23 protein-coding genes are annotated in these 24,026 nt (G+C 66.3%); 17 read left to right on the top strand and 6 right to left on the bottom strand.

Features of this window, described 5'->3' with window-relative positions:
• Position 1: 1 nt before the first annotated feature.
• The 4 genes from WN73_RS03955 (at position 2) to WN73_RS03940 (ending at position 4,233) form a co-directional block, all read left to right on the top strand.
• Entirely contained in the window at positions 2-772 is a 771-nt protein-coding gene (locus WN73_RS03955; RefSeq protein ID WP_271551564.1) for an amino acid ABC transporter ATP-binding protein, read from the top strand.
• A gap of 188 nt (positions 773-960) precedes the next feature.
• Positions 961-2,031: a HoxN/HupN/NixA family nickel/cobalt transporter gene (locus WN73_RS03950; protein WP_271551563.1), complete on the top strand. Its 1,071-nt coding sequence runs from the start codon at positions 961-963 to the stop codon at positions 2,029-2,031.
• Between the two features lie 173 nt (positions 2,032-2,204).
• Complete coding sequence (locus WN73_RS03945; RefSeq protein WP_161533540.1) at positions 2,205-2,567, top strand: copper resistance CopC family protein; 363 nt, start codon at positions 2,205-2,207, stop codon at positions 2,565-2,567.
• A 10-nt stretch (positions 2,568-2,577) separates the two neighbouring features.
• A complete protein-coding gene (locus WN73_RS03940) occupies positions 2,578-4,233 on the top strand; it encodes a copper resistance D family protein (RefSeq protein ID WP_271551560.1) in 1,656 nt (551 codons plus the stop codon).
• A gap of 5 nt (positions 4,234-4,238) precedes the next feature.
• Here WN73_RS03940 and WN73_RS03935 read toward each other — a convergent pair whose 3' ends face one another.
• Positions 4,239-5,126, bottom strand: a complete 888-nt coding sequence (locus WN73_RS03935) for a VOC family protein (RefSeq protein WP_271551558.1) — start codon at positions 5,124-5,126, stop codon at positions 4,239-4,241.
• Positions 5,127-5,288: 162 nt separating this feature from the next.
• On the opposite strand from WN73_RS03935, the gene WN73_RS03930 reads away from it, so the two are divergent.
• Positions 5,289-6,476: a CaiB/BaiF CoA transferase family protein gene (locus WN73_RS03930; protein ID WP_271551556.1), complete on the top strand. Its 1,188-nt coding sequence runs from the start codon at positions 5,289-5,291 to the stop codon at positions 6,474-6,476.
• A gap of 48 nt (positions 6,477-6,524) precedes the next feature.
• Here WN73_RS03930 and WN73_RS03925 read toward each other — a convergent pair whose 3' ends face one another.
• Complete coding sequence (locus WN73_RS03925; protein WP_271551554.1) at positions 6,525-7,100, bottom strand: TetR/AcrR family transcriptional regulator; 576 nt, start codon at positions 7,098-7,100, stop codon at positions 6,525-6,527.
• Between the two features lie 146 nt (positions 7,101-7,246).
• Here WN73_RS03925 and WN73_RS03920 point away from each other — a divergent pair, with 146 nt between their 5' ends.
• The 9 genes from WN73_RS03920 to WN73_RS03880 all read left to right on the top strand — a co-directional run bounded on the left by WN73_RS03920 (position 7,247) and on the right by WN73_RS03880 (position 16,921).
• A complete protein-coding gene (locus WN73_RS03920; protein WP_038965648.1) occupies positions 7,247-8,722 on the top strand; it encodes an MATE family efflux transporter in 1,476 nt (491 codons plus the stop codon).
• 228 nt (positions 8,723-8,950) lie between these two features.
• Complete coding sequence (locus WN73_RS03915) at positions 8,951-9,733, top strand: MetQ/NlpA family ABC transporter substrate-binding protein (RefSeq protein WP_271551550.1); 783 nt, start codon at positions 8,951-8,953, stop codon at positions 9,731-9,733.
• A gap of 126 nt (positions 9,734-9,859) precedes the next feature.
• Positions 9,860-10,897 carry a putative FMN-dependent luciferase-like monooxygenase gene (locus tag WN73_RS03910; RefSeq protein ID WP_028174224.1) on the top strand — a complete coding sequence of 346 codons (1,038 nt, stop codon included), beginning with the start codon at positions 9,860-9,862 and terminating at the stop codon, positions 10,895-10,897.
• A gap of 116 nt (positions 10,898-11,013) precedes the next feature.
• Entirely contained in the window at positions 11,014-11,640 is a 627-nt protein-coding gene (locus WN73_RS03905) for a CMD domain protein (RefSeq protein ID WP_038965667.1), read from the top strand.
• Positions 11,641-11,653: 13 nt separating this feature from the next.
• The gene (locus tag WN73_RS03900) at positions 11,654-12,238 is read left to right on the top strand and encodes an alkylhydroperoxidase domain protein (RefSeq protein WP_011089638.1); all 585 of its coding nucleotides are present in this window, start codon (positions 11,654-11,656) and stop codon (positions 12,236-12,238) included.
• 59 nt (positions 12,239-12,297) lie between these two features.
• Complete coding sequence (locus tag WN73_RS03895; protein WP_011089637.1) at positions 12,298-13,455, top strand: ABC transporter substrate-binding protein; 1,158 nt, start codon at positions 12,298-12,300, stop codon at positions 13,453-13,455.
• A 57-nt stretch (positions 13,456-13,512) separates the two neighbouring features.
• A complete protein-coding gene (locus WN73_RS03890; protein ID WP_060908748.1) occupies positions 13,513-15,336 on the top strand; it encodes an ABC transporter permease in 1,824 nt (607 codons plus the stop codon).
• A complete protein-coding gene (locus tag WN73_RS03885) occupies positions 15,336-16,184 on the top strand; it encodes an ABC transporter ATP-binding protein (protein WP_271551546.1) in 849 nt (282 codons plus the stop codon). The genes WN73_RS03890 and WN73_RS03885 overlap by 1 nt, the downstream gene beginning before the upstream one ends.
• Positions 16,181-16,921, top strand: a complete 741-nt coding sequence (locus WN73_RS03880; RefSeq protein WP_011089634.1) for an ABC transporter ATP-binding protein — start codon at positions 16,181-16,183, stop codon at positions 16,919-16,921. The genes WN73_RS03885 and WN73_RS03880 overlap by 4 nt, the downstream gene beginning before the upstream one ends.
• A gap of 3 nt (positions 16,922-16,924) precedes the next feature.
• Here the strand turns inward: WN73_RS03880 and WN73_RS03875 are convergent, their stop codons facing one another.
• Together WN73_RS03875 and WN73_RS03870 are read right to left on the bottom strand one after the other, a co-directional pair.
• Positions 16,925-18,439: an ATP-binding protein gene (locus WN73_RS03875; RefSeq protein ID WP_060908746.1), complete on the bottom strand. Its 1,515-nt coding sequence runs from the start codon at positions 18,437-18,439 to the stop codon at positions 16,925-16,927.
• A 104-nt stretch (positions 18,440-18,543) separates the two neighbouring features.
• The gene (locus WN73_RS03870; protein WP_038965652.1) at positions 18,544-19,362 is read right to left on the bottom strand and encodes a YkgJ family cysteine cluster protein; all 819 of its coding nucleotides are present in this window, start codon (positions 19,360-19,362) and stop codon (positions 18,544-18,546) included.
• A 262-nt stretch (positions 19,363-19,624) separates the two neighbouring features.
• Here WN73_RS03870 and WN73_RS03865 point away from each other — a divergent pair, with 262 nt between their 5' ends.
• The gene (locus tag WN73_RS03865; protein ID WP_271551540.1) at positions 19,625-20,227 is read left to right on the top strand and encodes a LysE family translocator; all 603 of its coding nucleotides are present in this window, start codon (positions 19,625-19,627) and stop codon (positions 20,225-20,227) included.
• A gap of 39 nt (positions 20,228-20,266) precedes the next feature.
• On the opposite strand, the gene WN73_RS03860 is transcribed toward WN73_RS03865, so the two are convergent.
• Positions 20,267-21,331: a ketopantoate reductase family protein gene (locus WN73_RS03860; protein ID WP_271551538.1), complete on the bottom strand. Its 1,065-nt coding sequence runs from the start codon at positions 21,329-21,331 to the stop codon at positions 20,267-20,269.
• Positions 21,332-21,574: 243 nt separating this feature from the next.
• Here WN73_RS03860 and WN73_RS03855 point away from each other — a divergent pair, with 243 nt between their 5' ends.
• Positions 21,575-21,898, top strand: coding sequence for a hypothetical protein (locus WN73_RS03855; RefSeq protein WP_271551537.1), 324 nt, complete (start codon positions 21,575-21,577; stop codon positions 21,896-21,898).
• 411 nt (positions 21,899-22,309) lie between these two features.
• The gene (locus tag WN73_RS03850; protein ID WP_271551535.1) at positions 22,310-23,395 is read left to right on the top strand and encodes an alpha/beta hydrolase family protein; all 1,086 of its coding nucleotides are present in this window, start codon (positions 22,310-22,312) and stop codon (positions 23,393-23,395) included.
• Between the two features lie 135 nt (positions 23,396-23,530).
• Here WN73_RS03850 and WN73_RS03845 read toward each other — a convergent pair whose 3' ends face one another.
• Complete coding sequence (locus tag WN73_RS03845) at positions 23,531-24,010, bottom strand: MarR family winged helix-turn-helix transcriptional regulator (RefSeq protein WP_011089627.1); 480 nt, start codon at positions 24,008-24,010, stop codon at positions 23,531-23,533.
• Positions 24,011-24,026 lie beyond the last annotated feature (16 nt).

Here is a 24,026-nt window from a genome sequence, read left to right as displayed (position 1 = left end):
CATGCCGGGTGTAGCCGCGATGGAAACTGCCCCAGAACCGATGATCGCCATGCGCGACGTCTGCAAATGGTACGGCACCTACCAGGTCCTGACCGAGATCAGCCTGACGGTCCGCCCGGGCGAGAAAATCGTTCTGTGCGGGCCGTCCGGTTCGGGCAAGTCCACCCTCATCCGCTGCATCAATGCGCTGGAAGCTTACCAGCGCGGCGAAGTCGTCGTCGCCGGCACGCGGCTGAACGACGCTGCCGGCTCGGTCGATGCCGTGCGTCGTGAGGTCGGGATGGTGTTCCAGCAATTCAACCTGTTTCCGCACATGACCGTGCTGGAGAACTGCATGCTGGCGCCGATGCGCTCCCGGGGTGTGCCGCGGGCGAAAGCCGAAGAGACCGCGCGCCGTCTACTCGATCGGGTCAGAATAGGGAACCAGGCCGAGAAATATCCGGCTCAGTTGTCGGGCGGCCAGCAACAGCGCGTCGCGATCGCGCGCGCGCTCTGCATGGAGCCGAAGGTGATGCTGTTCGACGAGCCGACCTCCGCGCTCGACCCCGAAATGGTCAAGGAGGTCCTCGACACCATGATCGGGCTCGCGACGGATGGTATGACCATGATCTGCGTCACCCATGAAATGGGGTTTGCGCGGCAGGTCGCCGATCGCGTGATCTTCATGGCCGATGGCAGGATCGTGGAGGAGGCCGAGCCGGAAAGCTTCTTCAGGAATCCGAAGCACGATCGCACCAGGAAGTTTCTGGGAGAGATCCTGGCGGCGCATTGAGTCGGGGATGGGTCCGATGGTCGCCTGCACGCCACCCAGGCGCTCGACGCGAACTGCCGTCGCTATGTCGCGATCGCCGATCGTGGAGACGCGCGTTCCCGGGTGACCGGCTCTGTCCCCCGAACATGGCCCCGCTCTTGCCGGCGAGTATGATGGATTGGTATGAACATCATACTCGGAGGGGTGACGTGATTCAGTCAGGTGGTGTCGCGAGGCTGGCGTTCGAGCCCGGCGTGCTGTTTGGCGGGCTGATCGCCGCCAACATCGCCGCATGGGCCTTCGCCTTCGCGATGTTCGGCGACCGGCCCGCGGTGATGGCGACCGCACTGCTCGCCTGGGTGTTCGGCCTGCGTCATGCCGTCGATGCCGACCACATCGCCGCGATCGACAATGTCGTGCGCAAGCTGATGCAGGCGGGCGATGCGCCGCGCAGCGTCGGCCTGTATTTCGCGCTCGGCCATTCCACGGTCGTCCTGGCCGCGACCACGCTGCTCGCGCTCGGCGTCGTGAGCCTCGGCGGCGACAGCCTGCTGAAGGAGATCGGCGCCCTGATCGGCACCTCGGTATCGGCGCTGTTCCTGCTGGTGATCGCGGCGATCAATCTCGCCATCTTCGTCGGCCTGTGGCGGATCCTGCGCGAGGTGCGCGAGCAAGGCATTCATGACGCCGCGCAGCTCGAGGCGCTGCTCGCGGCCCGCGGATTCCTGGCGCGCTTGCTCGGCCCGATGTTCCGCCTCGTCACCAAACCCTGGCACATGTATCCGCTTGGCCTGCTGTTCGGGCTCGGCTTCGACACCGCGACCGAGATCGGCCTGCTCGGCATCTCCGCCACCGAAGCCGCGCGCGGCGCCTCGCTCGCGCATGTGCTGGTGTTCCCCGCCCTGTTCGCCGCCGGCATGGCGCTGGTCGACACCGCCGATTCCGCGCTGATGGTGAGCGCCTATCGCTGGGCCTTCGTCGATCCCTATCGCAAGCTCTGGTACAACCTCACGATCACCGGCGCCTCGGTCGCGGTCGCGCTGTTCATCGGCGGCATCGAGGCGCTCGGGCTCATCGGCGACCGGCTCGGCCTGTCCGGCGGGCTGTGGTCGCTGGTCGAGGCCGTCAACGACTCGCTCGCCAATTTCGGCTTCGCCGTGATCGCGCTGTTCGCGCTCGCCTGGCTCGTCTCGGTCGTGCTCTATCGCCGTATGGCTCCGAGCGCCTGGCGGCGCATGGTCGATCCTGACGAGCTGAGCCGGGACGCCGCGCCGGGGTGATCGCACCTGAGTGTGTCGCAACGGCAACAGTCGGCGATTTTCCGCGATCCGCGATCAGATCCAAATTCCTCGCGCTCTTGCGAACAACCAACTCGCTCCAACATAGCGTCCGATAAAGTTCACCCGCCAGGGGGGTGGGCGAAAGAGACGGCTGTCGACAGCGAGTGAGCATCATGCGCGGGTTCTTCCGAATCGCGTTCGTTCTAACTGCCCTGTGGCTTCCTGCTCATCCGCACGCGTCCCAGGCCCACGCCATCATCGTCTCGTCCTCGCCGGCGACCGGCGCGACAATATCCGGTGACACCGTCGCGATCCGCCTGCACTTCAACAGCCGGATCGATCACGCGCGCTCGAAATTGACGCTGCTGGCACCGGACGGTGCGTCGCGCGCGCTGAGGCCGGCTTCCGATGCGCCCGCCGACGAGCTCAATGCCGATGCGACGCTGCTACCGGCGGGGACATGGCACCTGCGCTGGCAGGTTTTGAGCGTCGACGGGCACATCACCCGCGGCGACATTCCGTTCACCGTCCGTTGAAACCACGGCCGTGTACCTGCTCCTCGACATCTTCGGCTATCTGTCGGTGGTCCTGCGCGGCCTGATCCTGATCGCCCAGTCGTTCACCCTCGGCGGTCTCGCGTTTCAGCTGTTGCTGTGGGGGCCGCTGCAGCCGCAGCTCTCCGTCTTCGGCCTCTCGATCGAGGAGCGATGCCGCACGTTCCTGCGGTTCAGCGCCGTCGCATGGGCGCTCCTCACCGTCGCCTCGCTGGCGCTGAACGCGGCCGCGCTGGTCGGGACGCTTCAGGTGCCCTGGAGCGAAGCGGTCACTGCCGATTTTGGCCGCGCTGACCTCGTGATCGCGGCTTGCGCAGCGGGCATCGCCGTCCTGACGAACGGTCCGGCGCACCGGGCGCGGTCGGCCGCGCTTCTCGCCCTGTCGGTGCTGGCGCTCGCGATGCAGACCCGGCTCACGCATGCGGCCAGCCGGCCGGATGTGCGCTGGCCGCTGCTGCTGTCCGATGCGGGTCACATGGCGGGGGCGGCCGCCTGGATCGGCGGTCTGCCCTATTTCCTGATCGCGCTGAACGGCTGCAAGGACGCCGGTGACTGGCGCCTCATTGCGCGCCGCTATTCGTTGATGTCGATGGCGGCGGTCGCGGCGATCGTCTGCGGTGGCCTGGTCATGGCGGCGAACTATATCGGCTCCGTCGCGGCGGTCTACGGCACCGCCTATGGCATCATGACACTGGCGAAGGTCGGGCTGCTCTTGATGCTGCTGATGCTTGGCGCGGGCAATTACTTCCTCGTCGAACGTCTGCGCCGCGACCCCACGACGCCGATCTTTCGCCTGAAGCGTTTCGCCGAGGTCGAGATCGGCATCGGCATCACCGTGATGCTCGCTGCGGCGTCCCTGACGTCATTGCCGCCGGGCGCGGATCTCCCCCATGATCGCCTGGACTGGCATGAGATCGTCGAGCGCGCCACGCCGCAATGGCCGCCGCGCCTGACCAGCCCGGATTACGACAGACTGACCGTCGCGCAGCTCCAGGCGAAGATCACCCTGGCGGACGCCGGGCGCGCGAGCGCGCAATCGGCCTACGTTCCCGGTGAGGGCACGATCCTGCCGCGCAATGCCGAGGATATCGCCTGGTCGGAGTACAACCATCACTGGGCCGGCGTCTTCGTGGTGCTGATCGGGCTCCTGGCGCTGGTCGAGCATTTCCGCTGGGGGCGCTGGGCGCGGCACTGGCCGCTGCTCTTCCTCGCGATGGCGGCCTTCCTGTTCTTCCGCGCCGACGAGCAGGCCTGGCCGCTCGGCCCGGCGGGCTTCTTCGAGTCGCTGCGTGATCCGGAGGTGGCGCAGCATCGCATCTTCGTGTTGCTCATCGCCGTGTTCGGCCTGTTCGAATGGCGTTTGCGGCTGCGCGGCACCAAGGCCGGTCCGTCGGCCTTGGTGTTTCCCCTGACCACGGCGCTCGGTGGCGCCCTGCTGCTCACGCATTCCCATGCGATCACCAACATCAAGGACCAGCTGCTCATCGAGATGAGCCACACCCCGCTTGCGCTCTGCGGCGTCGCCGCCGGCTGGGCTCGCTGGCTCGAACTGCGTCTCGACGGCCGGGTCAGCCGGGCGGCGGCCTTGATCTGGCCGGTCGCCTTCATCCTGGTCGGGCTGATCCTGCTGGATTACCGCGAAGCCTGAACGCGCTATCCGTCGTACTGATCCGGCCCCATCGCCCATGACGTCTGATCATGGCCGAACGCGTAGTTCCGGTTGGTGACGACAGGATTGCGATTGACCATCGGCCGCATGAACATCGGGTGGGTCGCGCTGCGCACCTCGTGCTCGACCGTGAACAGCTTCTTGCCGCTGTCGAGATCGACGATGTCACAGAACCGGTACTGATATTGATTGTCCTCGCGCGAGATCAGGTTGCGCGCGAGCAGCTTGCGATAGGGGCCGGAGAAGTCGGTGATGTACATCTGCACATGGTGCCCGTCATACTCGCCCTGCGGCTGATCGGTCTCGCGGAACAGCAGGTGCTGGTCGCGGCCCGTCTTCACCGCCGCAACCGTGCCGTCGCCATTCCGCATGCCTGAGGGCATGCCCATGATGTCAGGATAGAAGGCGCAAATCGCCGATGCCGTTCCGATCGGCACGTCGAACTCGACATAGGGAATGCCGAGCGAGATGCGGCCGAACCGCGCCGCGTCAGGTTCATAGACACGCATCCGGTTGCCCCATGGGCAGACGGCCTCGACATGGTCATTGTGCTCGGCGAACGTGAATGCCGTCCCCTCGAGCTTCTTCGCGACCGATGCCAATCGCGCCAGCAACGCCTCGCGGCCCTCGATGACGAGGCCGGTATGGCCGCGCAGCACCTGCGGCCTGCCGCTCGGCAGGTGAAACTGGCTCCGTCCGGCGTTGATCCACATGTTGGTGTCCGACACCATCAGATAGGGATCGCGGGTGAGCCCAAGTCCCGTGACGTAGAATAACGTCGCCAGGCGCTGATCCGGGACCTGGATGTTGACGTGCTCGAAATGGATCGCGTTGCCGAGGTCTTCAGCGGATCGATCGAACTGTTGCGGCATGGCTGCGGCTCTGGGTGTGGGACGGACGGGTCATATTAGAGCAGAACGTCGGCCAGTCGAACCGTCGGCCGATCACATCTGCTGATCGGGGCATGCCGTCGGCCACCTTGCCGCGGCAACCATTCCCTGTAATCTAGGCGGAAGACATCAAGGAAAGGGTCAATGGGGGGAGTTCTGGAAGGCGTGCGCGTCCTCGATTTCGGGCGCTATATCGCGGGTCCCTATTGCGCGACCTTGCTGGCCGAATTCGGCGCCGAGGTCATTCGTGTTGAAAAGCGCGACGGCAGCGAGGATCGCTTCGTGGCGCCGGTCGGCGCGGGCGGCGAGGGCGCGCTGTTCCTCCAGGTCAACCGCAACAAGAAGTGCATCACGCTCGATCCGATGAAGCCGGAAGGGCAGGAGGTGATGCGCCGCCTGGTTGCGACCGCGGACGTGGTCGTCGCCAACCTGCCGCCGCAGACCCTGCGCGCGATGAAGCTCGATTACGACTCGCTTCGCGCGATCAAGCCCGACATCATCCTGACGACGGCAACCGCATTCGGCGGCCCGGGGCCCTGGTCCGACCGCGTCGGCTTCGACGGTGTCGGCCAAGTCATGTCGGGCTCGGTGTACATGACCGGCGGCGGTGATCCGCCGTACCGCGCCGCGGTGAACTGGGTCGATTTCGGAACCGCGCTGCACTGCGCGTTCGGCACGCTCGCCGCGCTGATCGAGCGCGGCAAGTCCGGGCGCGGGCAGATCGTCGAGGGCGCGCTGCTGGCCACCGCGCTGTCCTTCACCAATGCCACGCTGATCGAGCAGGCCGTCATCAACGTCAACCGTGTTCCGACTGGCAATCTCGGCCAGACCGCAGCGCCCGCCGACATCTACCGCACCAGGGACGGCTGGGTGCTGTGCCAGGTCACCGGTCATCCGCTGTTCAAGCGCTGGGCGAAGCTGATGGGCGAGGAGGACCAGTGGCTGAACGATCCGCGCTTCGCCGACGACATCAGCCGCGGCAACAACGGCCCCGTCATCAGCGAGCGGATGGCGCGCTGGTGCGCCGAGCGCACCACGCAGGAGGCCGTCGACACGCTGGGCAAGGCCATGATTCCGACAGGGCCGGTGCTCAGCCCGCAACAGGCGCTGGATCATCCGCACATTCGCGCCGCCGGCTTCATGCAGGACGTCGATTATCCGGGCTTGCCGAAGCCCGCGCCGGTGGCGCGGGCCGCCGTGCGGCTGTCGGAAACGCCGGGTGACATCGCGAGCCGCCCGCCGACGCTCGGCGAGCATACCGATCGTGTCCTCGCGGAGCTCGGCTATGACGCGGCCGCGATCGCCGCGCTCCGGCAAAGCGGCATCGTCTAGCTGGGTCGGAGAGCGGCCGCAGTTGGGTCGCCGAAGATTTCGAACGCGTCACCGCCCATTCGCAAGCGCCAACGCGGCCTTCACCGCGTTCTCCAGAATTTCCTCCGACAACTGCCTGTCGCTCACGGCCCGCGACAATTGCAGCGCGCCGACCATGGTCGCATAGACCGACATCGCGCGTCGCCGGCGCTCCGCAGCCGAGCCATCCGGCATCTGCGCCGCCATCAGCGCGATGATGTCGGACATCTTTCCGGTGAAGGCTTCGCGCGTCGCCTTGGGATGCCGCGCGATCTCGGACGCCAGCGCCGCGGTCGGGCAGCCGGTCCCGGCGTGGTCGCGATGGCGCGGGGAGAGGTAGTCGCGGATCGTAGTCTCCAGGGCGATGCCGTTTTCGAGATTGTCCTTGTGCCGCTGCTCGCGCCGCTCAAGCGCATCCAGCAGCACCGCGCGCACCAGATCCTCCTTGGATTCGAAATGTGTGTAGAAGGCGCCGTTGGTCAGGCCGGCCGCGGACATGATGCCGGCGAGACCCACGGCGGCGATGCCGCTCTCGCGGAACTGCGCCGAGGCGACGTCGATGATGTGCGGCCGCGTCGCGTCCCGGTGTCCCTTGTCGTACCGCACCAATCGCGCCTCCTTGGGATGCCCACCCCGGCCAACGAAATCGTGAGGAGGGGGCTATTGCATTACGATCATAATATTACATTATGAGCATAATGCAATGGGCGGCCGATCGGCGGCGGTCCGGCAGGCACGCAAGGACCGTGGCCATGTCAGTCGAGGATGCCGCCGCCCCGGCCTTGCCCGCCGCACAAGTCGCGGCCCATGCCGCGGCTCCGCTTCGCCAGGCGGCTTCGCCAGGCGCCGCCGTCACCCCAGGCGCCGCCGGCACCCTAAGCGCGGCGGAGCAGCGGCGAGCGGCACTGCTGACCGCGCCGATCCTGCCCACGCTGCTCAAGCTGGCCGCGCCGACCGTGACCGTGCTGGTGGCTCAGACCGCGGTGAATATTGCCGAGGCCTATTATGTCGGGTTCCTCGGTACCGACGCGCTGGCGGGCGCCGCGCTGGTGTTCCCCATCTTCATGCTGATGACCATGATGTCGAACGGCGGGTTCGGCTCTGGCGTTGCGTCCTCGGTCGCGCGCGCGGTCGGGGCGGGGCGCCGTGATGACGCCGAGGCGGCGCTGTTTCATGCCGTCGTGCTCGCCATCCTCGCCGGCGGTGTGTTCACGCTCGGCGTGACTCTCGGCGGCCCGTGGCTCTACCGGACCCTCGGCGGCCAGGGCGATGCGCTCGCTGCGGCCACCACCTATTCCAACTATCTGTTCGCCGGCGCCATTCCGGTGTGGATCGTCAACCTCCAGGCGGCGGCGCTGCGTGGCTCGGGCAACGTCAAGGTGCCCGCGCTGGTGACGCTGGTCGGCGCAATCGTGACCATCCCGGTCTCGCCGGCGCTGATCTTCGGCCTCGGGCCGATCCCGCGGCTCGGCATCGGCGGCGCCGGCGTCGCCTTCGGCCTCTATTATGGCGCGGCCATGCTGTTCCTGCTGCGCTACATGGCATCGGGTGCGACAGGCCTGAAGCTGCACATCGTGCCGCTGCGCCCAAAAATCTTCGGCGACATGCTGACGGTCGGCATCCCAACCGCCTTCAACGCGGTGTTGACCAACCTCACCGTCATCCTCGTCACCGGCGCGGTCGGCCTGTTCGGCACCTCCGCGCTCGCCGGCTACGGCATCGCCTCGCGGCTCGACTACATCATGATCCCGCTGCTGTTCGGCATTAGCACGGCGACCCTGACCATGGTCGGCGTCAACATGGGCGCGGGCCAGACCGCGCGGGCGCGCCGGATCGGCTGGATCAGCGGCATCGTCGGCATGGTCATGACCGGGACGATTGGCCTACTGGTCGCGATCTTCCCGACCGCCTGGCTCAATCTCTTCAGCCGCGATGCCGAAGTGGTGAGCGAAGGCATGACCTATTTGCGCATCGTGGCGCCGGCCTATGCCGCGCTCGGCTTCGGCTTCGTCACGTCCTTCGCCGCCCAAGGCACCGGGCGCGCCATGGGGCCGCTCGCCTCCTCGATCGCGCGGATCCTGATCGCCGCCGGCGGCGGCTGGATCGCGGTGGCAAGCTTTGGCGCGGGCATGGCGGGGCTCGCCACCATGGTCGCGGTGGCGCTCGTAGCCTATGCCGCGATCTGCGCCCTGGTCATGCTGTCGCCGTCGACCTGGCGGTCCGAATAGGCGCGGCTCACCTGATGCTGGCAACGCCAACGGCCGGCACCGGCAGCAGTAGCGCGCTGGTCAGCAACTGTAGCGCCGTCGGGCGCCGTGAATTCGTTTTCTGTTTGGCGTCGAATGGAGAAGGTGTGGCCCGCCCAGGCCGCCAATATGGATTTCCATTTTATTGATTTCATCCTGCGGAGAAGCGAATACGGTTCCAATCATTGTCGCAGACCTACGGAGACCAAGATGTCGTTTCGCCTCCCTCTGATCCTCTCGACCGTGCTCGCCGCCTGGTCGGCCACAGCAACAGCCGAGACCATCAAGATCGGCGTGACGCCGGGGCCGCATGCGCAGATCCTCGAGGCGGTGAAGCCGATCGCCGCCAGGCAGGGGCTCGATATCCAGCTGCTCGAGTTCTCCGATTATGTGGTGCCGAACGCTGCGCTCGACGCTGGCGAGATCCAGGCCAATTCGTTCCAGAACCAGCCGTATCTGGACAACCAGAAAGCCGATCGCGGCTACAAGATCGAGGCCGTCGGCCTGACCGTGAACTTCCCGATCGGCGTCTATTCGAAGAAGCACAAGGCCTTCGCCGATATCCCGGAGGGCGGCAAGGTCTCGATCCCGAACGATCCGACCAATGGCGGCCGCGTGCTGCTGCTGCTGCGCGACAAGGGCGTGATCAAGCTGAAGGATGGCACGGGGTTCAAGCCCACGGTGCTCGACATCACCGAGAATCCCAAGAAGCTGAAGTTCATCGAGGTCGACGCCGCGCAGGTGCCGCGCGCGCTCGACGACGTCGACGCAGCCGCGATCAACACCAACTATGCAACCCAGGCGGGCCTCGATCCGGTCAAGGATCCGATCCTGCGCGAGGACCCGAAGGGACCCTATGTCAACCTGATCGCGGTTCGCACCGCCGACAAGGACAAGCCCTGGGTCAAGGTGCTCGTGGACAGCTACCATACGCCTGAGGTGAAGGACTTCGTCCTGACCAAGTTCAAGGGGGCGGTGCTGCCCAGCTGGTAGGCAGCCGGCGTCGTATCTTCGGCAGGAATGGATGGCTCCGGGGTGGCAGCCCTGCGCGGCGGCTGCTTGCCTCGCGCTGCGGCAGCGGACATCATGCGGGCTGTTGCAACGTTGGGCGCGGTTGGCATGAAACGGTTCGCAAATCTGAAAAGACTGGGCTTCTTCACGCGGCTTCTCGACGAGGCGCCGCCGGCGGACCGCTATCGCTTTGCGGCCGAGCAGATCGTGCGCGCCGAGAAGGCCGGCCTCGATTCCGCGTGGATCGCGCAGCACCATTTTCACGAGCGCGAGGGCGGCCTGCCGTCGCCCTTCACCTTCCTGGGTTATGTCGCCGCGCAGACCTCGCGCATCCGCCTCGGCACCGGCATCGTCACCTTGCCGCTGGAGAATGCGGTGAGGGTGGCGGAGGACGCCGCGGTGCTCGACCTTCTCTGCGACGGCCGGTTCGAGCTCGGCGTCGGCACCGGCGGCAATCCGTCGGCCTTTGCCGCCTTCGGTCTCGACAGCGCCCAGCGCAACGAGATCTTTGCGCGCAATCTCGAGGTCGTCCGCACTGCGCTCGCCGGCAAGCCGCTCACCGGCGGCGACACGCTCTATCCGCAGCGGCCGCAACTGGACGGCCGGATCTGGCAGGCGACATTCTCGGTCGCCGGCGGCGCCCGCGCCGGCAAGGCGGGCGATGGCCTCCTGCTCTCGCGCACCCAGCCGCGGGCCAAGGAGGCGCCGCGCGCAACGCTGGCCGAGATCCAGAACCCGATCATCGACGCCTATCTCGAAGCGCTGCCGCCGGGACGCGAGCCGCGCATCATGGCTTCGCGCAGCGTCTTCGTCGCCGACGACCATCGTGAGGCGATGCGCCTTGCCGACATTGGATTGCGGCGCGCGCTGCCGCAATTCATGAAGGGCGGTCACCTTCCGCCGGGCGAGACGCTGGCGGAGATGATCACCGCGTTCGACACCCATGTCGGCGCCGCCGACGAGGTCATCGCCTCGCTGCGTGGCGACGCGACGCTGGAGCGGGTGACCGACCTAGTCTTCCAGGTGCATTCGGTCGATGCACCGCACCCCTATGTCCTGCGCTCGATCGAGCTGGTCGCGGACAAGGTGGCGCCGGCGCTGGGCTGGACCCGGACGGCGGCGCAAGACGTGGCGCTGGCGGGCTAAAGCATGATCCGGACCCGAAGGGCTGCGTTCGCGCAAGGTGCGCAGGTGGTTTTCCGAAAAGATCGCGCTCAAGCAATAGTCGGAATGAACATGATCGCGTTGTACGAGGCTGAATGATGGCGACGAAGGATATCATCGACACGCTCGCCGGGATCGAACCGGGGTCCGCCCTGGACGGCATCCGCGCGAAGCGCGTGCAGGCGCGCGAGAATGCGCAGAAGAGCTATCTGTCGCTGTTCGAGCCGATCGACGCCGGCGATTTTTCGCTTTCTGAGCGCGCCGCGGTCGCGTTCTTCGTGATCGGTCTTCACCGCGAGCCCGTTGTCGCCGCGTTTTACCGGGCAAAGCTCGCGGCGACCGCCGAAGGAGCGCGCCTGGTCGAAGCGATCGAGGTCGAAATAGCGCGCGGCGCGACCTCGGGCCCGTACGGCGCTTTCCCGGCTGGACCGCTGTCGGTGGAGAACACGGCCGGTTTGATCTATCGCGTCAGCGCAGAGCGCAAACCCGACCTCGGTCCTCGGCTCGTTGCGGCGCTTGAGCATGCGCATCTGCTGGTGTTCCGGCCGCGCGATGCCGCGTCCGCCGACATGAAGGCGCTGCTGGCCGCCGGCTGGTCGAATACCGGCATCGTCACCTTCTCCCAGCTCGTTGCGTTCCTGTCGTTCCAGGTGCGCGTCGTCACGGGCCTGCGCGTGCTCGGCGCCTCGCTTGGGCGCACTGCAAACGCCGCGGCTGGCGCGTAAGGTGACCGCAATCATGAGCGCTGCAAACACCGTCAATCCGCCCGTCGTCTTCACCCAGGACGAACTCGGCTGGGTGTCGTGGATCGACCCGCTGCCCGAGGCCGAGTTGACCGAGCGGCACTTCGCCGGTCTGGTCGATCGCGCCCGCGCCAAGTCGGAATATTTCCGCCTCTTGGTGCGCGATCCCGAGGTGCTGGAAGCCCGCACCAAGACCGACAAGGACATCTTCTACAACGTCGCCGATGGCCTGCCGCGCGCCGAGCGCGAGCTCGCAGCCGCCGCGACCTCGCGCTACAACGGCTGCATCTATTGCGCCTCCGTGCATGCGCGATTTGCCAGCACCTATTCCAAGCGCCGCGACGACGTGCAGCGGCTGCTCGACGAAGGCGTCGAGGCCGATCTCGGCGAGCGCTGGAATGCCGTGGTCAAGGCCTCGGTGGCGCTGGCCGCGACGCCGATCGCGTTCGGGCCCGACAATGTCGAGGAGCTGCGCCGCGCCGGTCTCGACGATGCCGAGATCGTCGACGTCATCAACGGCGCCTCGTTCTTCAACTGGGCGAACCGGCTGATGCTGTCGCTCGGTGAGCCCTCGAAATAGGCAATCTCACCGGCATGGAAATTGCTGCTTGTTTCAACATTGAGTGGATGGAGCCGTAGATGAGCAACATCGATCGCCGTACCCTGGTCAAGGGCTCGCTCGCCGCCATGATGGCGGGAGCGGCCTTCTCGCGCAGCGCGTTTGCGCAGTCGTCCGAGCCGATCCTGCTCGGCGTCAGCGGCCCCCTGACCGGGCCGAACGCGCAATATGGCACGCAGTGGAAGCAGGGCTTCGATCTCGCACTCGACGAGATCCAGGCCGCCGGCGGCATCAACGGCCACAAGCTCGCCTACAGCTTCGAGGACAGCCAGAGCGACCCGCGCCAGTCGGTGGCGATCGCCCAGAAGTTCGTGTCCGATCCCCGGATCGTCATGGAGCTCGGCGATTTCTCCAGCCCGGCCTCGATGGCGGCATCCCCGATCTATCAGCGCGGCGGCCTCGTGCAGTTCGGTTTCACCAATTCGCACCCCGATTTCACCAAGGGTGGCGACTTCATGTGGAGCACGTCGGTGAGCCAGGCCGACGAGCAGCCGCTGCTGGCGGCCTATGCCGTCAAGCGCCTCGGTCTCAAGAAGCTCGCGATACTCCACCTCAACACCGATTGGGGCCGCACCAGCCGCGACTATTTCGTCAAGGCGGCGAAGGAATACGGCGCCGAGATCGCGGTGACCGAGGGCTACATCGCGGAGGAGCGCGACTTCCGCTCCACCCTGGTGCGCGTGCGCGACGCCAGTCCGGACGGGCTGATCCTGATCTCCTACTATTCCGACGGTGCGCTGATCGCGCGCCAGGCCCGCCAGGTCGGGCTGAAGCAGACCATCTGCGCGGCAAGCTCGGTATACTCGCCGAAATTTCTGGAGCTCGGCGGCGAGGCGGTCGAGGACGTCCATCTCGGCACGCGTTATTTCCCCGAGGATCCCAGGCCCGAGGTGAAGAAATTCATCACGGGCTTCAAGGCCAAGTACAACGGGCAGGAGCCCGACGCCTTCAACGCCTATGCCTACGACGCGATGAACATGGCGGCCGCGGTCGTGAGGATCGGCGGCACCGATCGCCGCGCCATCCGCGACGCCTTCGCCAAGGTGAAGGATGTGTCGAGCGTCATTTTCGGCTCGGCGACGTTCGACGTCGAGAGCCGCCGGGTCAAGGGCGCCATGAACGCAGAACTGGTCGTGCGCAAGGGCCAGTTCGCGCTCTGGGACGGCAAGCCGACCTGACCTGACGGCCGGAGCGCGCCGCTCCGGCTGCCTTCCTTCCTACGCGGGGACCAACGTTTGTCTTCCTGGCTCGACTACACGATCAACGGGCTGATCGTCGGCAATGTCTACGCCCTTGTTGCGGTCGGGCTCGCGCTGATCTTCGGCGTCAGCCGGCTGATCAACTTTGCGCAAGGCTCGATCTATCTGGTCGGTGCCTATATCGGCTGGGTCGCGGTGGTGCAGCTGCATACGCCGCTGCCGCTCACCATCATCGTGGTCGCGGTGGCCGCAGCGCTGGTCGGGCTGATCATCGAGCGGTTCGGCCTGCGGCCGCTCCAGAACTCGGTGCGCATCGCGCCGCTGCTCGCGACCATCGGCATCAGCTTCGTGCTCGACCAGCTGGTGATGCTGACGTTCTCGCCGAACCCGCGTGCGCTGCCGAGCCAGTTGCCGGACGTCCGCTTCCAGATCGGCGGCGGCACGATCGGCCCGCTCGATCTGCTCATCGCCGGCGTCGGCATCACCAGCGCGCTGCTGCTGTTCGTGTTCCTGCGCTACAGCAAGCTCGGCTGGGCGGTGCGCGCCACCGCGCAGGACCGCGATGCCGCGATGCAGATGGGCGTCGATGTCAACCGCGTCAATCAGGCGGTGTTCGGCATCGCCGCGGCGCTCGGCGGCGTCTCCGGCATGCTGGTCGGCATGTATTACAACCAGATCGACACCGCGATGAGCCTTCAGGCGACACTCAAGGGCGTCGTCGCCGAAGTCGTCGGCGGCGCCGGCAACGTGCCGGGCGCGGTGATCGGGAGCCTGTTGCTGGGACTGGTCGAAAGCTACGGCGTAGCCGTGTTCGGCACCAGCTACCGCAATCTGTTCGCGTTCCTGCTGCTGGTTGTCGTGCTGGTGTTGCGGCCGAACGGCCTGTTCGCCAGCGCGCGGCAGGCGCCGCCCGAGCCGCTCACCGGGACTTTCATCGCGCCGAGCCGGCCGGTGCGCATTCCGCGCTGGGCGCTGCTGGTGGCGGCCGCTGCCTTTGCGATCCTGCCGCTGTTCCCGGTGTCCTTCTACGTGCTCCAGACCCTGATCAACGCCTGGCTGCTCGGCATGCTCGCGCTCAGCCTCACGCTCGTTGCAGGCACGATCGGGCAGGTCTCGCTTGGACATGCGGCGCTGCTCGCGATCGGCGCCTACACGTCGGCGCTGCTGTCGCTGACCTTCGCCGTTCCCGTCGGCCTCGCCATCATCGGTGGCGGCCTGATGAGCGCTGCGCTCGGCACCGCTCTGATCTCGCCGTCGTTCCGCCTGCGCGGGCACTACGTCTCGATCGCGACGCTCGCCATCGGCGAGATCGTGTCGCTGGTGATCTTGAACTGGGAGAGCGTCACGCGCGGGCCGATCGGCATCTCCGGCATTCCGCCGCTGTCGCTGTTCGGCTACGACCTCGTCAGCCCGTCGTCGGTCTACTGGTTCAGCCTTGCGGTCATGGTCGTTCTGGCGCTGCTCCAGGCGCGCCTGCTCGGCTCGCATCTCGGCCGCAGCTTTCGCGCCATCCGCGACGACGACATCGCCGCGCGCGCCTACGGCCTCAGCCTGAACCGCTACAAATCGCTGGCCTTCATCTTCGGCGGGTTTGCGGCGGGTGTCAGCGGCGGCATCGCCGCGCATCTCTATTCCTACATCAACCACGAGACCTTCAACACGCAGCAGTCCATCCTGGCGCTGACGGTCGTGATCCTCGGCGGCCTCGGCAATGTCGTCGGCGCCATCGTCGGATCGGTGGCGCTGGTCGGTCTGCCAGAATTGTTCCGGATCGCGGCGGAGTACCGCATCCTGATCTACGGCATCGTGCTGCTGCTACTGGTGCGGTTCAGGCCGCAGGGCCTGTTGGGAACGATGTGATGGCAGAGCAGCACACATCCATGCTGTCGCTGCGCGGGCTGACGCGGCGCTTCGGCGGCCTCACCGCGGTCGACGAGATCGATCTCGACCTCGCCAGGGGCGAGCTCGTCAGCATCATCGGCCCGAACGGCGCCGGCAAGACGACGCTGTTCAACCTCGTGACCGGGCTCGACAGGCCCGACGCAGGTCAAGTCCACTTCGAAGGCCAGGACATCACCGGCCTCTCGCCGGAACGGCTGGCGGCCGAAGGCATCGCGCGCACCTTCCAGCTCGGCCGCGTCTTCGGCAATCTCAGCGTCATGGACAACGTCCTGATCGGCGCGCACACGCGGCTGCGCGCGGTGAAGCCGACGGTGCCGGTGATCGGCCCGCTGCTGGAATTGGGGCTGGCGCTGCTGCGTCCCGCCAGTGTCAAGGCCGAGGAAGAGCGGCTGCGCGAGGAGGTGAAAGCCATCCTCGCCCGCTTTGGCGAGCGGCTGCTGCCGCGGATCGACCAGCCGGCCTACAGCCTCTCCTACGCCAACCGCCGCCGCGTCGAGATCGCTCGTGCGCTCGCTCTTAAGCCGCGCCTGCTGCTGCTCGACGAGCCGACTGCCGGCATGAACCCGACCGAGACTGCCGAAATGCAGGGCCTCGTCGCCGAGTTGAAGGCGGAGGGGCTGACCATCCTGTTGATCGAGCACAAGCTCGAGATGGTGATGCGCCTCTCCGACCGCGTCATCGTCATGGACGAGGGCAAGAAGATCGCGGAGGGACCGGGCGAACAGGTGCGTGGCGATCCCAAGGTGATCGAGGCCTATCTCGGTCACGGCCTGTCGGGGGCGGCGGAGCAGGAGAGCGCGGCATGACGAATTCCTCTTCCGGGCCGCTGCTCGCGCTGTCTGATGTCAACACCTTCTACGGCCAGGCCCAGGTGCATTTCGACCTGTCGATCACGGTCGCGCGCGGCCACATCGTCTGCCTGCTCGGCGGCAATGCCAGCGGCAAGTCTACGACGATGAAGATCATCCTCGGCCTCGTCAAGCCGCGGTCCGGCGACGTGACGTTCGACGGCGCCTCGCTGATTGGCCTCTCCACGCCGCAGATCGTCCGCCGCGGCATCGCCTCGGTGCCGGAGGCGCGGCGGCTGTTCGCGGACATGACCGTCCGCGAGAACATCCTGATGGGCGCCTTCGTGCGCAACGACCGCGATGCGGTGGCGCAGGATCTCGACAAGATGCTGACGCTGTTTCCGAAGCTCGGCCAGCGGCTGTCGCAGCGCGCAGGCTCCTTGTCCGGCGGCGAGCAGCAGATGGTGGCGATGGCGCGCGCGCTGATGAGCCGTCCCAGGATGATCGTGATGGACGAGCCGACCATGGGCCTGTCGCCGCTCTATGTCGATCGCGTGCTGGAGCTGATCCGCACCATCAACCAGGAGGGCGTGTCCGTGTTCATGGTCGAGCAGAACGCCAGCCTCGCGCTCGAGATCGCGCACGAGGCCTATGTGCTCCAGACCGGCAAGATCGTGCTCTCCGGCCCCGCGCGGGCGCTGAAGGACGATCCTCGCGTCCGCGACGCCTATCTCGGCGGGGCCGAGGCCGCGTAACGATCAGGCCGAAGCTGCGCTCTGTGCCGGCTCCGCCGGCAGATCGTCGCCATTGGGATCACCGGGCGCGGTCGCCCAGGCCAGCTCCACCAGCGTCACGATCCTGCGTCCGCCGCCGTCGAGCTGGCAGACGATGAGACCCTGCTCCTCCATGTAGCTGAGCAGGCGCTGCGCGCGGCGCAGCGAATGCGAGCCATAGGCGCGGGCGATCGCGGCATCGCCCGGGCAGGGCCAGCCTTCCTTCGCCGCGCGCGCGATCATCATGAAGACGCCCTGCATGTCGTCGGGCAGGATCGAGGCGCGCAGCGACACGTCCTGCCAGTCGTCGTCCTCGGCATGCTCGGCGCCAAGCCCGGCGCGCGCGCGCGTCAGCATGCGGCGGAATTCGTTGAGGTCAGGCACGGCCGCGCCGAGGCCCTCGATGCGGCAGCGGACCACGAACTCCTGATAGAGCACGCCGACGGCGCGGAAGCCGGCATCGGGCTCGGCGAGGACGGCACGCAGGGTCCGGTCGACGCGTTCGCGCCGCTCCGCGAGCTCCTCCGCGCTGACCTGAACCTCGACCACTTCAGGCCGGATCTCCGGCGTGGCGGCCGCTTTCGCGGCGCGGAGCTGTTCGAGCAGATCCGGCGCGGGCCGGCGCTGCGGCCGGCTGGCATCGGGCGGCGGCGCGGCCAGGATCACGGCGCGCATATCCTCGCGTGCGGAGTCCGGCATCGGCATCAGCCGCGGCGTGGAGTTGCGCGCGTGGGTATCGGTCGGGCCGATGTTCAGGCGTAGCGGACGCCGCGACAGCGCAGGTCCCAGCGCCATGAACTGGCCGCGCTCGAGATCGCGAAAGGCTTCCGCCTGCCGCCGCTCCATGCCGAGCAGGTCGGCGGCGCGCGCCATGTCGATGTCGAGGAAGGTCCGGCCCATCAGGAAGTTGGAGGCTTCCGCCGCGACGTTCTTGGCGAGCTTTGCCAAACGTTGCGTCGCGATGATGCCGGCGAGCCCGCGCTTGCGGCCGCGGCACATCAGATTGGTCATGGCACCGAGCGACAGTTTTCGCGCCTCGTCCGACACCTCGCCGGCGACCGCCGGCGCGAACAGTTGCGCCTCGTCCACCACCACCAGCATCGGGTACCAATGGTCGCGATCGACGTCGAACAGGCCGCCGAGAAACGCGGCGGCACGGCGCATCTGGTTCTCGGCATCGAGGCCCTCGAGATTGAGCACGGTGGAGACGCGATGCAGCCGCGCGCGCTCGCCCGCGACCTGAAGGCCGCGCTCGGTGTGATCCTCGGCCTCGATCACGAGATGGCCGAAGCGCTCGGCCAGCGTGACGAAATCGCCCTCGGGGTCGATGATGGCCTGCTGCACCCAGGGTGCGCTCTGCTCCAGCAGCCGCCGCAACAGATGCGACTTGCCGGAGCCCGAATTGCCCTGCACCAGGAGGCGGGTCGCCAGCAGTTCCTCGAGGTCCATGGCCGCCGCGGCGCCCGCCGTGGTCTGCCCCATCTCGATCGCAACCGTCATGTCCCGACTCAAGTCCCCATCATTCGCGGACAGGGGCTTATCAACCCGGCCGGGGCGCGTCGAGCGCCACAGCGCGAATCATGCTCTGTTGCCCACGACGGCGTTCAGGCGTGATTCGACAACCGTAGAAGCGCGGGGCGATAGGGCGGGACGGGATCGTCGTCCTCGTTCGGGGGAATCGCGCAGGAGCCGAATTCCTGCCTGATCCGCTCGATCTCGGCGATGCGCTCGTGCAGCCGCTGCAGATGTTCCGGTGACGTTGCCCGCCAGAACCGGAACGTGTCGGGGGTGAGCGGCAGGAACGCGGTGCCTGATGGCGTCGGATCGGGAACGACGGTGCGTCCGAGCAGCAGGAATCGGTTCTCGCTGGAGACCACGAGGGTCGCGTAGCCGCGGTTTCCGATTCGCCTGATGCCGTTCATCGACCATTCGGCGAGCTTGCTGAAATACGGCTCCTCGCGCCAGCGATCGGGGCAGTCGTCGTCGACCGTGACGTTGACGGCGTCCTGGCTGAAATGCACCACGATGCCCGATTTCGCTGGAAACCATGCATCGTCGAGATGGCCTTGCAGCCAGGCGCAGGCGAACGACCGGCACATCTGCGGGCGGCTCGCGTAGATGGTGCATCCGGTGCCCGCCTGCCAATGCCTGCAGAGCTGGTTCACCGGCTTGTCGACCGCAGCGACTTCGAGGATATCGCAGCAGGCGTTGCACGATCCGCATTGACGCGGGTTGGGCGCCGTTCTCGGCAGACCCGTTGCCCTGAAGCCTTGGCCGTCGCGCACCAGGAGCTTTTGTTTCTCCAGCGCAGCCAACGCACGTTCGATCTTGAGACGGGATAGTCCGGTCGCGTCGATGACGCCCTTCATGGTCGTCGCGCCTGCCTCGACCGCACGGACGACGCTCAGCATCGCCTGATCCATTGCTTCTTCTCGTGTTCTTGTCTGGATCCCAAACGCAGGCATCGCAAATCAATGCCGGGCAAGGTGACTTACAAAGCTATCTTGCTCACGCCTAAGCGCGAGGCAAGACGACGAGACGTGGGCAGCGACACGATCGCGTGATCAGGACGGCGCGATCGCTCTCATCGAGTTCGGGCGACACCGGGAACCGTTCCGTGCGAACGCGGCCAAAGTCGAACATGGCGGTGCCGCCGCATGACGCAGATCAAGATTTGCCGGCGCGATGCTGTTAGCCTGGGCTATGAACTTCCTGACCTTCTTCACGGCGACCTGTTTTCTCCTCGCCATGCCGGGACCGACCAACACCTTGCTCGCGACATCGGGGGCAGGGATCGGGATATCGCGGTCGCTCCGTCTGCTCGCGGCGGAGCTGTTCGGCTATCTCGCGGCGATTGCGCTGCTGCGGCTGGCGCTCGGTCCCGTCGTGAGCGGCATTCCGCTCGCGGCCGTCGTGCTTCGCGTGGCGGTCAGTGTCTACATCCTGGGCCTTGCCGTCATGCTCTGGCGCGTCAACGCGCGCGAGCTGCGCGGCGGCGCTGTGGTGACGTTCCGTCAGGTGCTGATCACCACGCTGCTGAATCCGAAGGCGATGGTGTTCGCCTTCCTGCTCCTGCCGCTCCAGGCCGGACTGTTCGAGCTCCTGCCGTGGCTCGGAATGATCGCGCTTCAGATCGTCACCGCGGGTGCCGCGTGGATTGCGTTGGGCGCAACGCTTGGCGGCGGCGCCCGTCGTCTCGGCTACCCTGAGATCATCACGCGCACCGGCGCGGTCACGCTCGTCGCCGTGACCGGCCTGATCTGGCTTCAATCATTCCTGAGCGCGTGAGCGCCTGCGTCGCGCGATAGCGACAGACGTGGCGCGCGGCTACTGCGCGCCCGATCCGCCCTGCACGATCTTCTCGTTCAGCTTCTGGTCCACGGTCTCGACCGTGCGGTCGATCTCGGGGTTGGGCACGCCGAGCTGATGCGAGATCAGCTTCACCAGCAGGTCGACGCGCTCGATGAAGGGCGCGCCGCTGGCCACCGCGCGCGCGGCCGACGACGGCTTGAGCAGGCTTTCGGCCGCCTTGGCGTATTTCGCGAACGGCACCTGGTCTTGCGGATCGGCGCCGAGGCGGCGGGCGATCGCGTCGACATGATCGTAGATCGTCTGCGAGCGCTTGAGATCGCCGTGCACGGCGTCGCGGATCGACTGCGGCTCGTGCGGCGTGATGCAGCGGTAGTTGCCGGTCAGCAGCATCGACCACTTCGCCAGCGGCACGAACAGGGAATCGAACACTTTCAGCTTCACCGGCACGTCGTGGCCGTCGAGCGTCACCGCGTCGATGTCGGCTTCGAGCTCGCGCAGCACCTTGTTGTGCTTCTCGTCGGCGAAGACCGATGCCTTGAAGTTGGTGGGCAGGCCGACGTGAAGCACGTTCGCGGCTTCCTCCGGCGGACGAAAGGCCTGCGGGTCGGGCGAGCACAGCGTCACCAGGCCCGGCTCGAACCGCTCCCACACCTGCGCGTTGGTATAGGCCTCCTCGAGATCCATGCCTGCGAGCGCCGGAATCCGCTTCAGATAGGGCAGCGGCGGCATGTTCATGATCGACAGGCACGGCAGCTTCGCCGCGGCGATCTTGACCATGAGCACGCGCACCGTGTGGTTGGTGTATTGCGGCTCCTGCATCGCAAGGCCGACCATGTCGTAACGGGAGACGTCGACATCGGCCGGCGTCTCCGCATCGAGCTTGCCGGGCAGGTCGCGCGAGAAGATCGCCCGGTGCACCGCCTCGTCGCGCAACTTGATGCGGACCTCGGTACCGTCACGGTTGATCAGCTCCGCGGTCTTGGCGCGGCAGACCAGGGTGACGTTGTGTCCCGCCATCAGCAGCTTCGTGCCCAGCAGGGAGCCGTAGGAAGCCCCGAGAATCAATATGTTGCGCGCCATGTTTCGTCCCTTGGAAATGTCATGTGATTTTTGTGCCCCGGCTGCAATCCGAGGGCAGGTTGCCGGCATGTAAAGCGAAGTGGCCGGCGATGGCAACTGGGATAATGCATACAAGGCGCGGAAGGTTCGGCGGGCGGCCCGGCCGTGTTGCTCGACGCCGAAAGCGTGACGATCCGCACCCGGACACGAGGGCGTCAGCAGATACTTGAGTTGCTTAAATAAGTGGCTTATCTGAAGTTCGGAATGTCGGATGTCTCGACCATCCCGGTTCACCTGGAGGGCGATCATGCGTCGTCTCGTTTCGCGCGCCGTGTGCGGATGCGCGACGTCGAGGATTCGTCTCGCAAGTTTTCCTGCGAGAACGACAGTCGGGAAGTCCCGCGGCGTAAGACATTCGGCATCGATGAAGCGGCAATCCGCCGCATCTTTTATCGCTATCGTGATGAGCTGCGCGCCGGATGGGTCATCAGGAATTCACGGTGGAAGCCGACACAGACCCTGCCTCTTCTGTCATCAAATGGCAGCCAATATTTAGCCGTCGATCGCAACAAAAAACTACAAACCTAGGACCGCAAAAATGGCAAAGTGGCGCGGGGCCATGACTGTACATCAGCAACGGAGCTGAGACGTGACGATTGAGTTGGAGCCGGCGTGCAACTTGTGTTGAGACCGGCTGATGGGGGCTACACACGGTTTGGCCAAGTGCCCTCGCCCGCGCGAAGCGAAGACGAAACGAACATCGGATGGGGTCTCGCTGCAACAACGCTCCGATCCTGCGCGGGGCACGATGTGCTGTCCCTGCGTGGAGTCGAGACGGCAGCGAGACAGATCGGCGAGGCGGACGGCATCAGCAGACGCAAGCGGGATGGACGCGACCAGGTACGCCTGGGATCGCATCGAGCAGGCGTGCACGGCTCTGCGCTGAATGCGCAGCCGGCAAGCCCGGCCAATCGCTGACGGCGCCGTTCGGAGAAAAAAATGGAAGGTGATCATTGGCCTCACGGCCGCTGTGACGGCGCCGGTGGAAGCCTCGTACGCTTGCGAAAGCGCGCGTCCGAATTTTTCGAAAGTCTGTCTGTCGCGGAGCTTGCGCGCGAGGCGCACAGGCATCTTTGGTTTTCAGACTGGTTGAGGGTTGCGGAAGACTACCGGAGCTCCGCCGAATCCGCGCGCGCGGACGGTGCCGGCCGGATCGTCGCGTGCGAAGCGTGGATATGCGCGCTGATGGCGTTCGAAGTCGCGCGAAGCCTGTCTTCTCCGGACGATCTCGCGAGTACCGACTTCGCCGATAGGGTCGGTCTCAGCCTGAGAAGCTTCGCGAACGATGCGGCTCACGCGATCGAGCACGTCGAGATCGACGGCTTCGAGCAGGGAGCGTTGACCGGCTTCTTCCTGCCGGCGCTCTGTCACGGGCCTTCCGCGCCCGCGGTCATCTGCATCGCCGACGAGGACGTCACCCTGGCCTCGATGATGAGCAGGCTCTTGCCCGCCTCGCTTCGCCGGAACATGTCACTTCTGCTCATCGATCCCGGCAGTTCGCCTGTTCGTCGTCCGCTCAAACAGGAGCATATCCTCCAATTCTGGCTGGACTATCTGGAGGCCCGCCCGGATGTCGACGCGCAGCGGATAGCGATCTACGGCGAAGGAGCGGGCGCCAGTCATGCCTCCCGCCTTGTCCTCTCGGATCGCAGGGTAGCCGCCGCCGTGTGCGACGGCGGTCTTTTGCGGTCGGTCGCGCACCGGGCATCGGTTCACTGGATGACAGGCGTCGAGCAGGTCGTCGAGGGCGGAGCCTCGATGCGTCCGTTGTCGTCGCCGCGCCGAATGGCCTGTCCGCTTCTCATGGTGGTCGGGAGCCGCTCGATGGTGCGCGAACAGGAGGCGCTCGAGCTGCAAGCCGGCTATCGCCAGGCCGGAGCCGACTGCTCGGTCGTCGTGCCGAACCGCATCCCGTATCCTCTGGGCGAGGTCGAGAATTTCATCACGGTGGACGACTTCATTTTTGAATGGCTCGACGCCAAGCTTGGAGCTGCCCGTCGCCTCGATCCCGTCACCTATCTTTAGCCCGTGATCCGCATGACTGAGCCGCGGTCTTCTCGCGACGAACGCGGCGCAGTCATCCGGAGACAACGACCCGAAGCGCGCCGAGGATTCTTTCCCATGCCGTCGCGCCTTGGCTGCGTCGTGAAGAACCGCGTATCACGACACGTCGATAGCCAGTAGCCGTGCAGCGAGCCGGGCATTCTTGGCAATGGTCGCGAGCGCGGCATTCAAATCGGCGAGGGTCTTCTCGTCGAGCTCGTTGAACATGGTCGAATTCAGGGCGAGCTTCCGCTTGGACAGTTTTTCGATTTCCGTCGTCGCCTTTTCCGTCAGCGACATCAGAACGAAGCGGGCGTCGTCGGCCGCTGGCCGTCGCGACAGGAACCCGTGCTTCTCGAGGCTCTTGGTCTGGTTGGTCACGAAGGCGGGGTGGACGCGCAGCTTGTTCGCGACGTCGATTCCGGCGACGCCTCGTCCCTCGTCCAGCTCGGTGATGGCCATCAGGATCAGCCATTGCGGCTCGGTGATGCCCAGCAGTCCGGCCCAGCTGCTGTGGATGTCCTCGAGCTGAGAGTGGATTTCAACGACGTTCCAGATGAAGTCTGTAATCGCCCGGTCGAGCTTCTTCTCGATCATATGGCTTCCCCCTTGG

The sequence above is a fragment of the Bradyrhizobium sp. CCBAU 45394 genome (assembly GCF_028128655.1).
GTDB lineage: Bacteria > Pseudomonadota > Alphaproteobacteria > Rhizobiales > Xanthobacteraceae > Bradyrhizobium > Bradyrhizobium diazoefficiens.
The sequence above is the reverse complement of the archived record's forward strand: the minus strand, read 5'-3'. Positions and strand labels throughout refer to the sequence as shown.

Excerpts from the sequence above, each read along its gene's own strand:
- WN73_RS03955 (WP_271551564.1), top strand. The coding sequence starts at position 2 with ATGCCGGGTGTAGCCGCGATGGAAACTGCCCCAGAACCGATGATCGCC.
- WN73_RS03945 (WP_161533540.1), top strand. The coding sequence starts at position 2,205 with ATGCGCGGGTTCTTCCGAATCGCGTTCGTTCTAACTGCCCTGTGGCTT.
- WN73_RS03935 (WP_271551558.1), bottom strand. The coding sequence starts at position 5,126 with ATGCCGCAACAGTTCGATCGATCCGCTGAAGACCTCGGCAACGCGATC.
- WN73_RS03930 (WP_271551556.1), top strand. The coding sequence starts at position 5,289 with ATGGGGGGAGTTCTGGAAGGCGTGCGCGTCCTCGATTTCGGGCGCTAT.
- WN73_RS03920 (WP_038965648.1), top strand. The coding sequence starts at position 7,247 with ATGTCAGTCGAGGATGCCGCCGCCCCGGCCTTGCCCGCCGCACAAGTC.
- WN73_RS03915 (WP_271551550.1), top strand. The coding sequence starts at position 8,951 with ATGTCGTTTCGCCTCCCTCTGATCCTCTCGACCGTGCTCGCCGCCTGG.
- WN73_RS03910 (WP_028174224.1), top strand. The coding sequence starts at position 9,860 with ATGAAACGGTTCGCAAATCTGAAAAGACTGGGCTTCTTCACGCGGCTT.
- WN73_RS03905 (WP_038965667.1), top strand. The coding sequence starts at position 11,014 with ATGGCGACGAAGGATATCATCGACACGCTCGCCGGGATCGAACCGGGG.
- WN73_RS03900 (WP_011089638.1), top strand. The coding sequence starts at position 11,654 with ATGAGCGCTGCAAACACCGTCAATCCGCCCGTCGTCTTCACCCAGGAC.
- WN73_RS03895 (WP_011089637.1), top strand. The coding sequence starts at position 12,298 with ATGAGCAACATCGATCGCCGTACCCTGGTCAAGGGCTCGCTCGCCGCC.
- WN73_RS03885 (WP_271551546.1), top strand. The coding sequence starts at position 15,336 with ATGGCAGAGCAGCACACATCCATGCTGTCGCTGCGCGGGCTGACGCGG.
- WN73_RS03880 (WP_011089634.1), top strand. The coding sequence starts at position 16,181 with ATGACGAATTCCTCTTCCGGGCCGCTGCTCGCGCTGTCTGATGTCAAC.
- WN73_RS03875 (WP_060908746.1), bottom strand. The coding sequence starts at position 18,439 with ATGACGGTTGCGATCGAGATGGGGCAGACCACGGCGGGCGCCGCGGCG.
- WN73_RS03870 (WP_038965652.1), bottom strand. The coding sequence starts at position 19,362 with ATGGATCAGGCGATGCTGAGCGTCGTCCGTGCGGTCGAGGCAGGCGCG.
- WN73_RS03865 (WP_271551540.1), top strand. The coding sequence starts at position 19,625 with ATGCTGTTAGCCTGGGCTATGAACTTCCTGACCTTCTTCACGGCGACC.
- WN73_RS03860 (WP_271551538.1), bottom strand. The coding sequence starts at position 21,331 with ATGGCGCGCAACATATTGATTCTCGGGGCTTCCTACGGCTCCCTGCTG.
- WN73_RS03855 (WP_271551537.1), top strand. The coding sequence starts at position 21,575 with ATGTCGGATGTCTCGACCATCCCGGTTCACCTGGAGGGCGATCATGCG.
- WN73_RS03850 (WP_271551535.1), top strand. The coding sequence starts at position 22,310 with ATGGAAGGTGATCATTGGCCTCACGGCCGCTGTGACGGCGCCGGTGGA.
- WN73_RS03845 (WP_011089627.1), bottom strand. The coding sequence starts at position 24,010 with ATGATCGAGAAGAAGCTCGACCGGGCGATTACAGACTTCATCTGGAAC.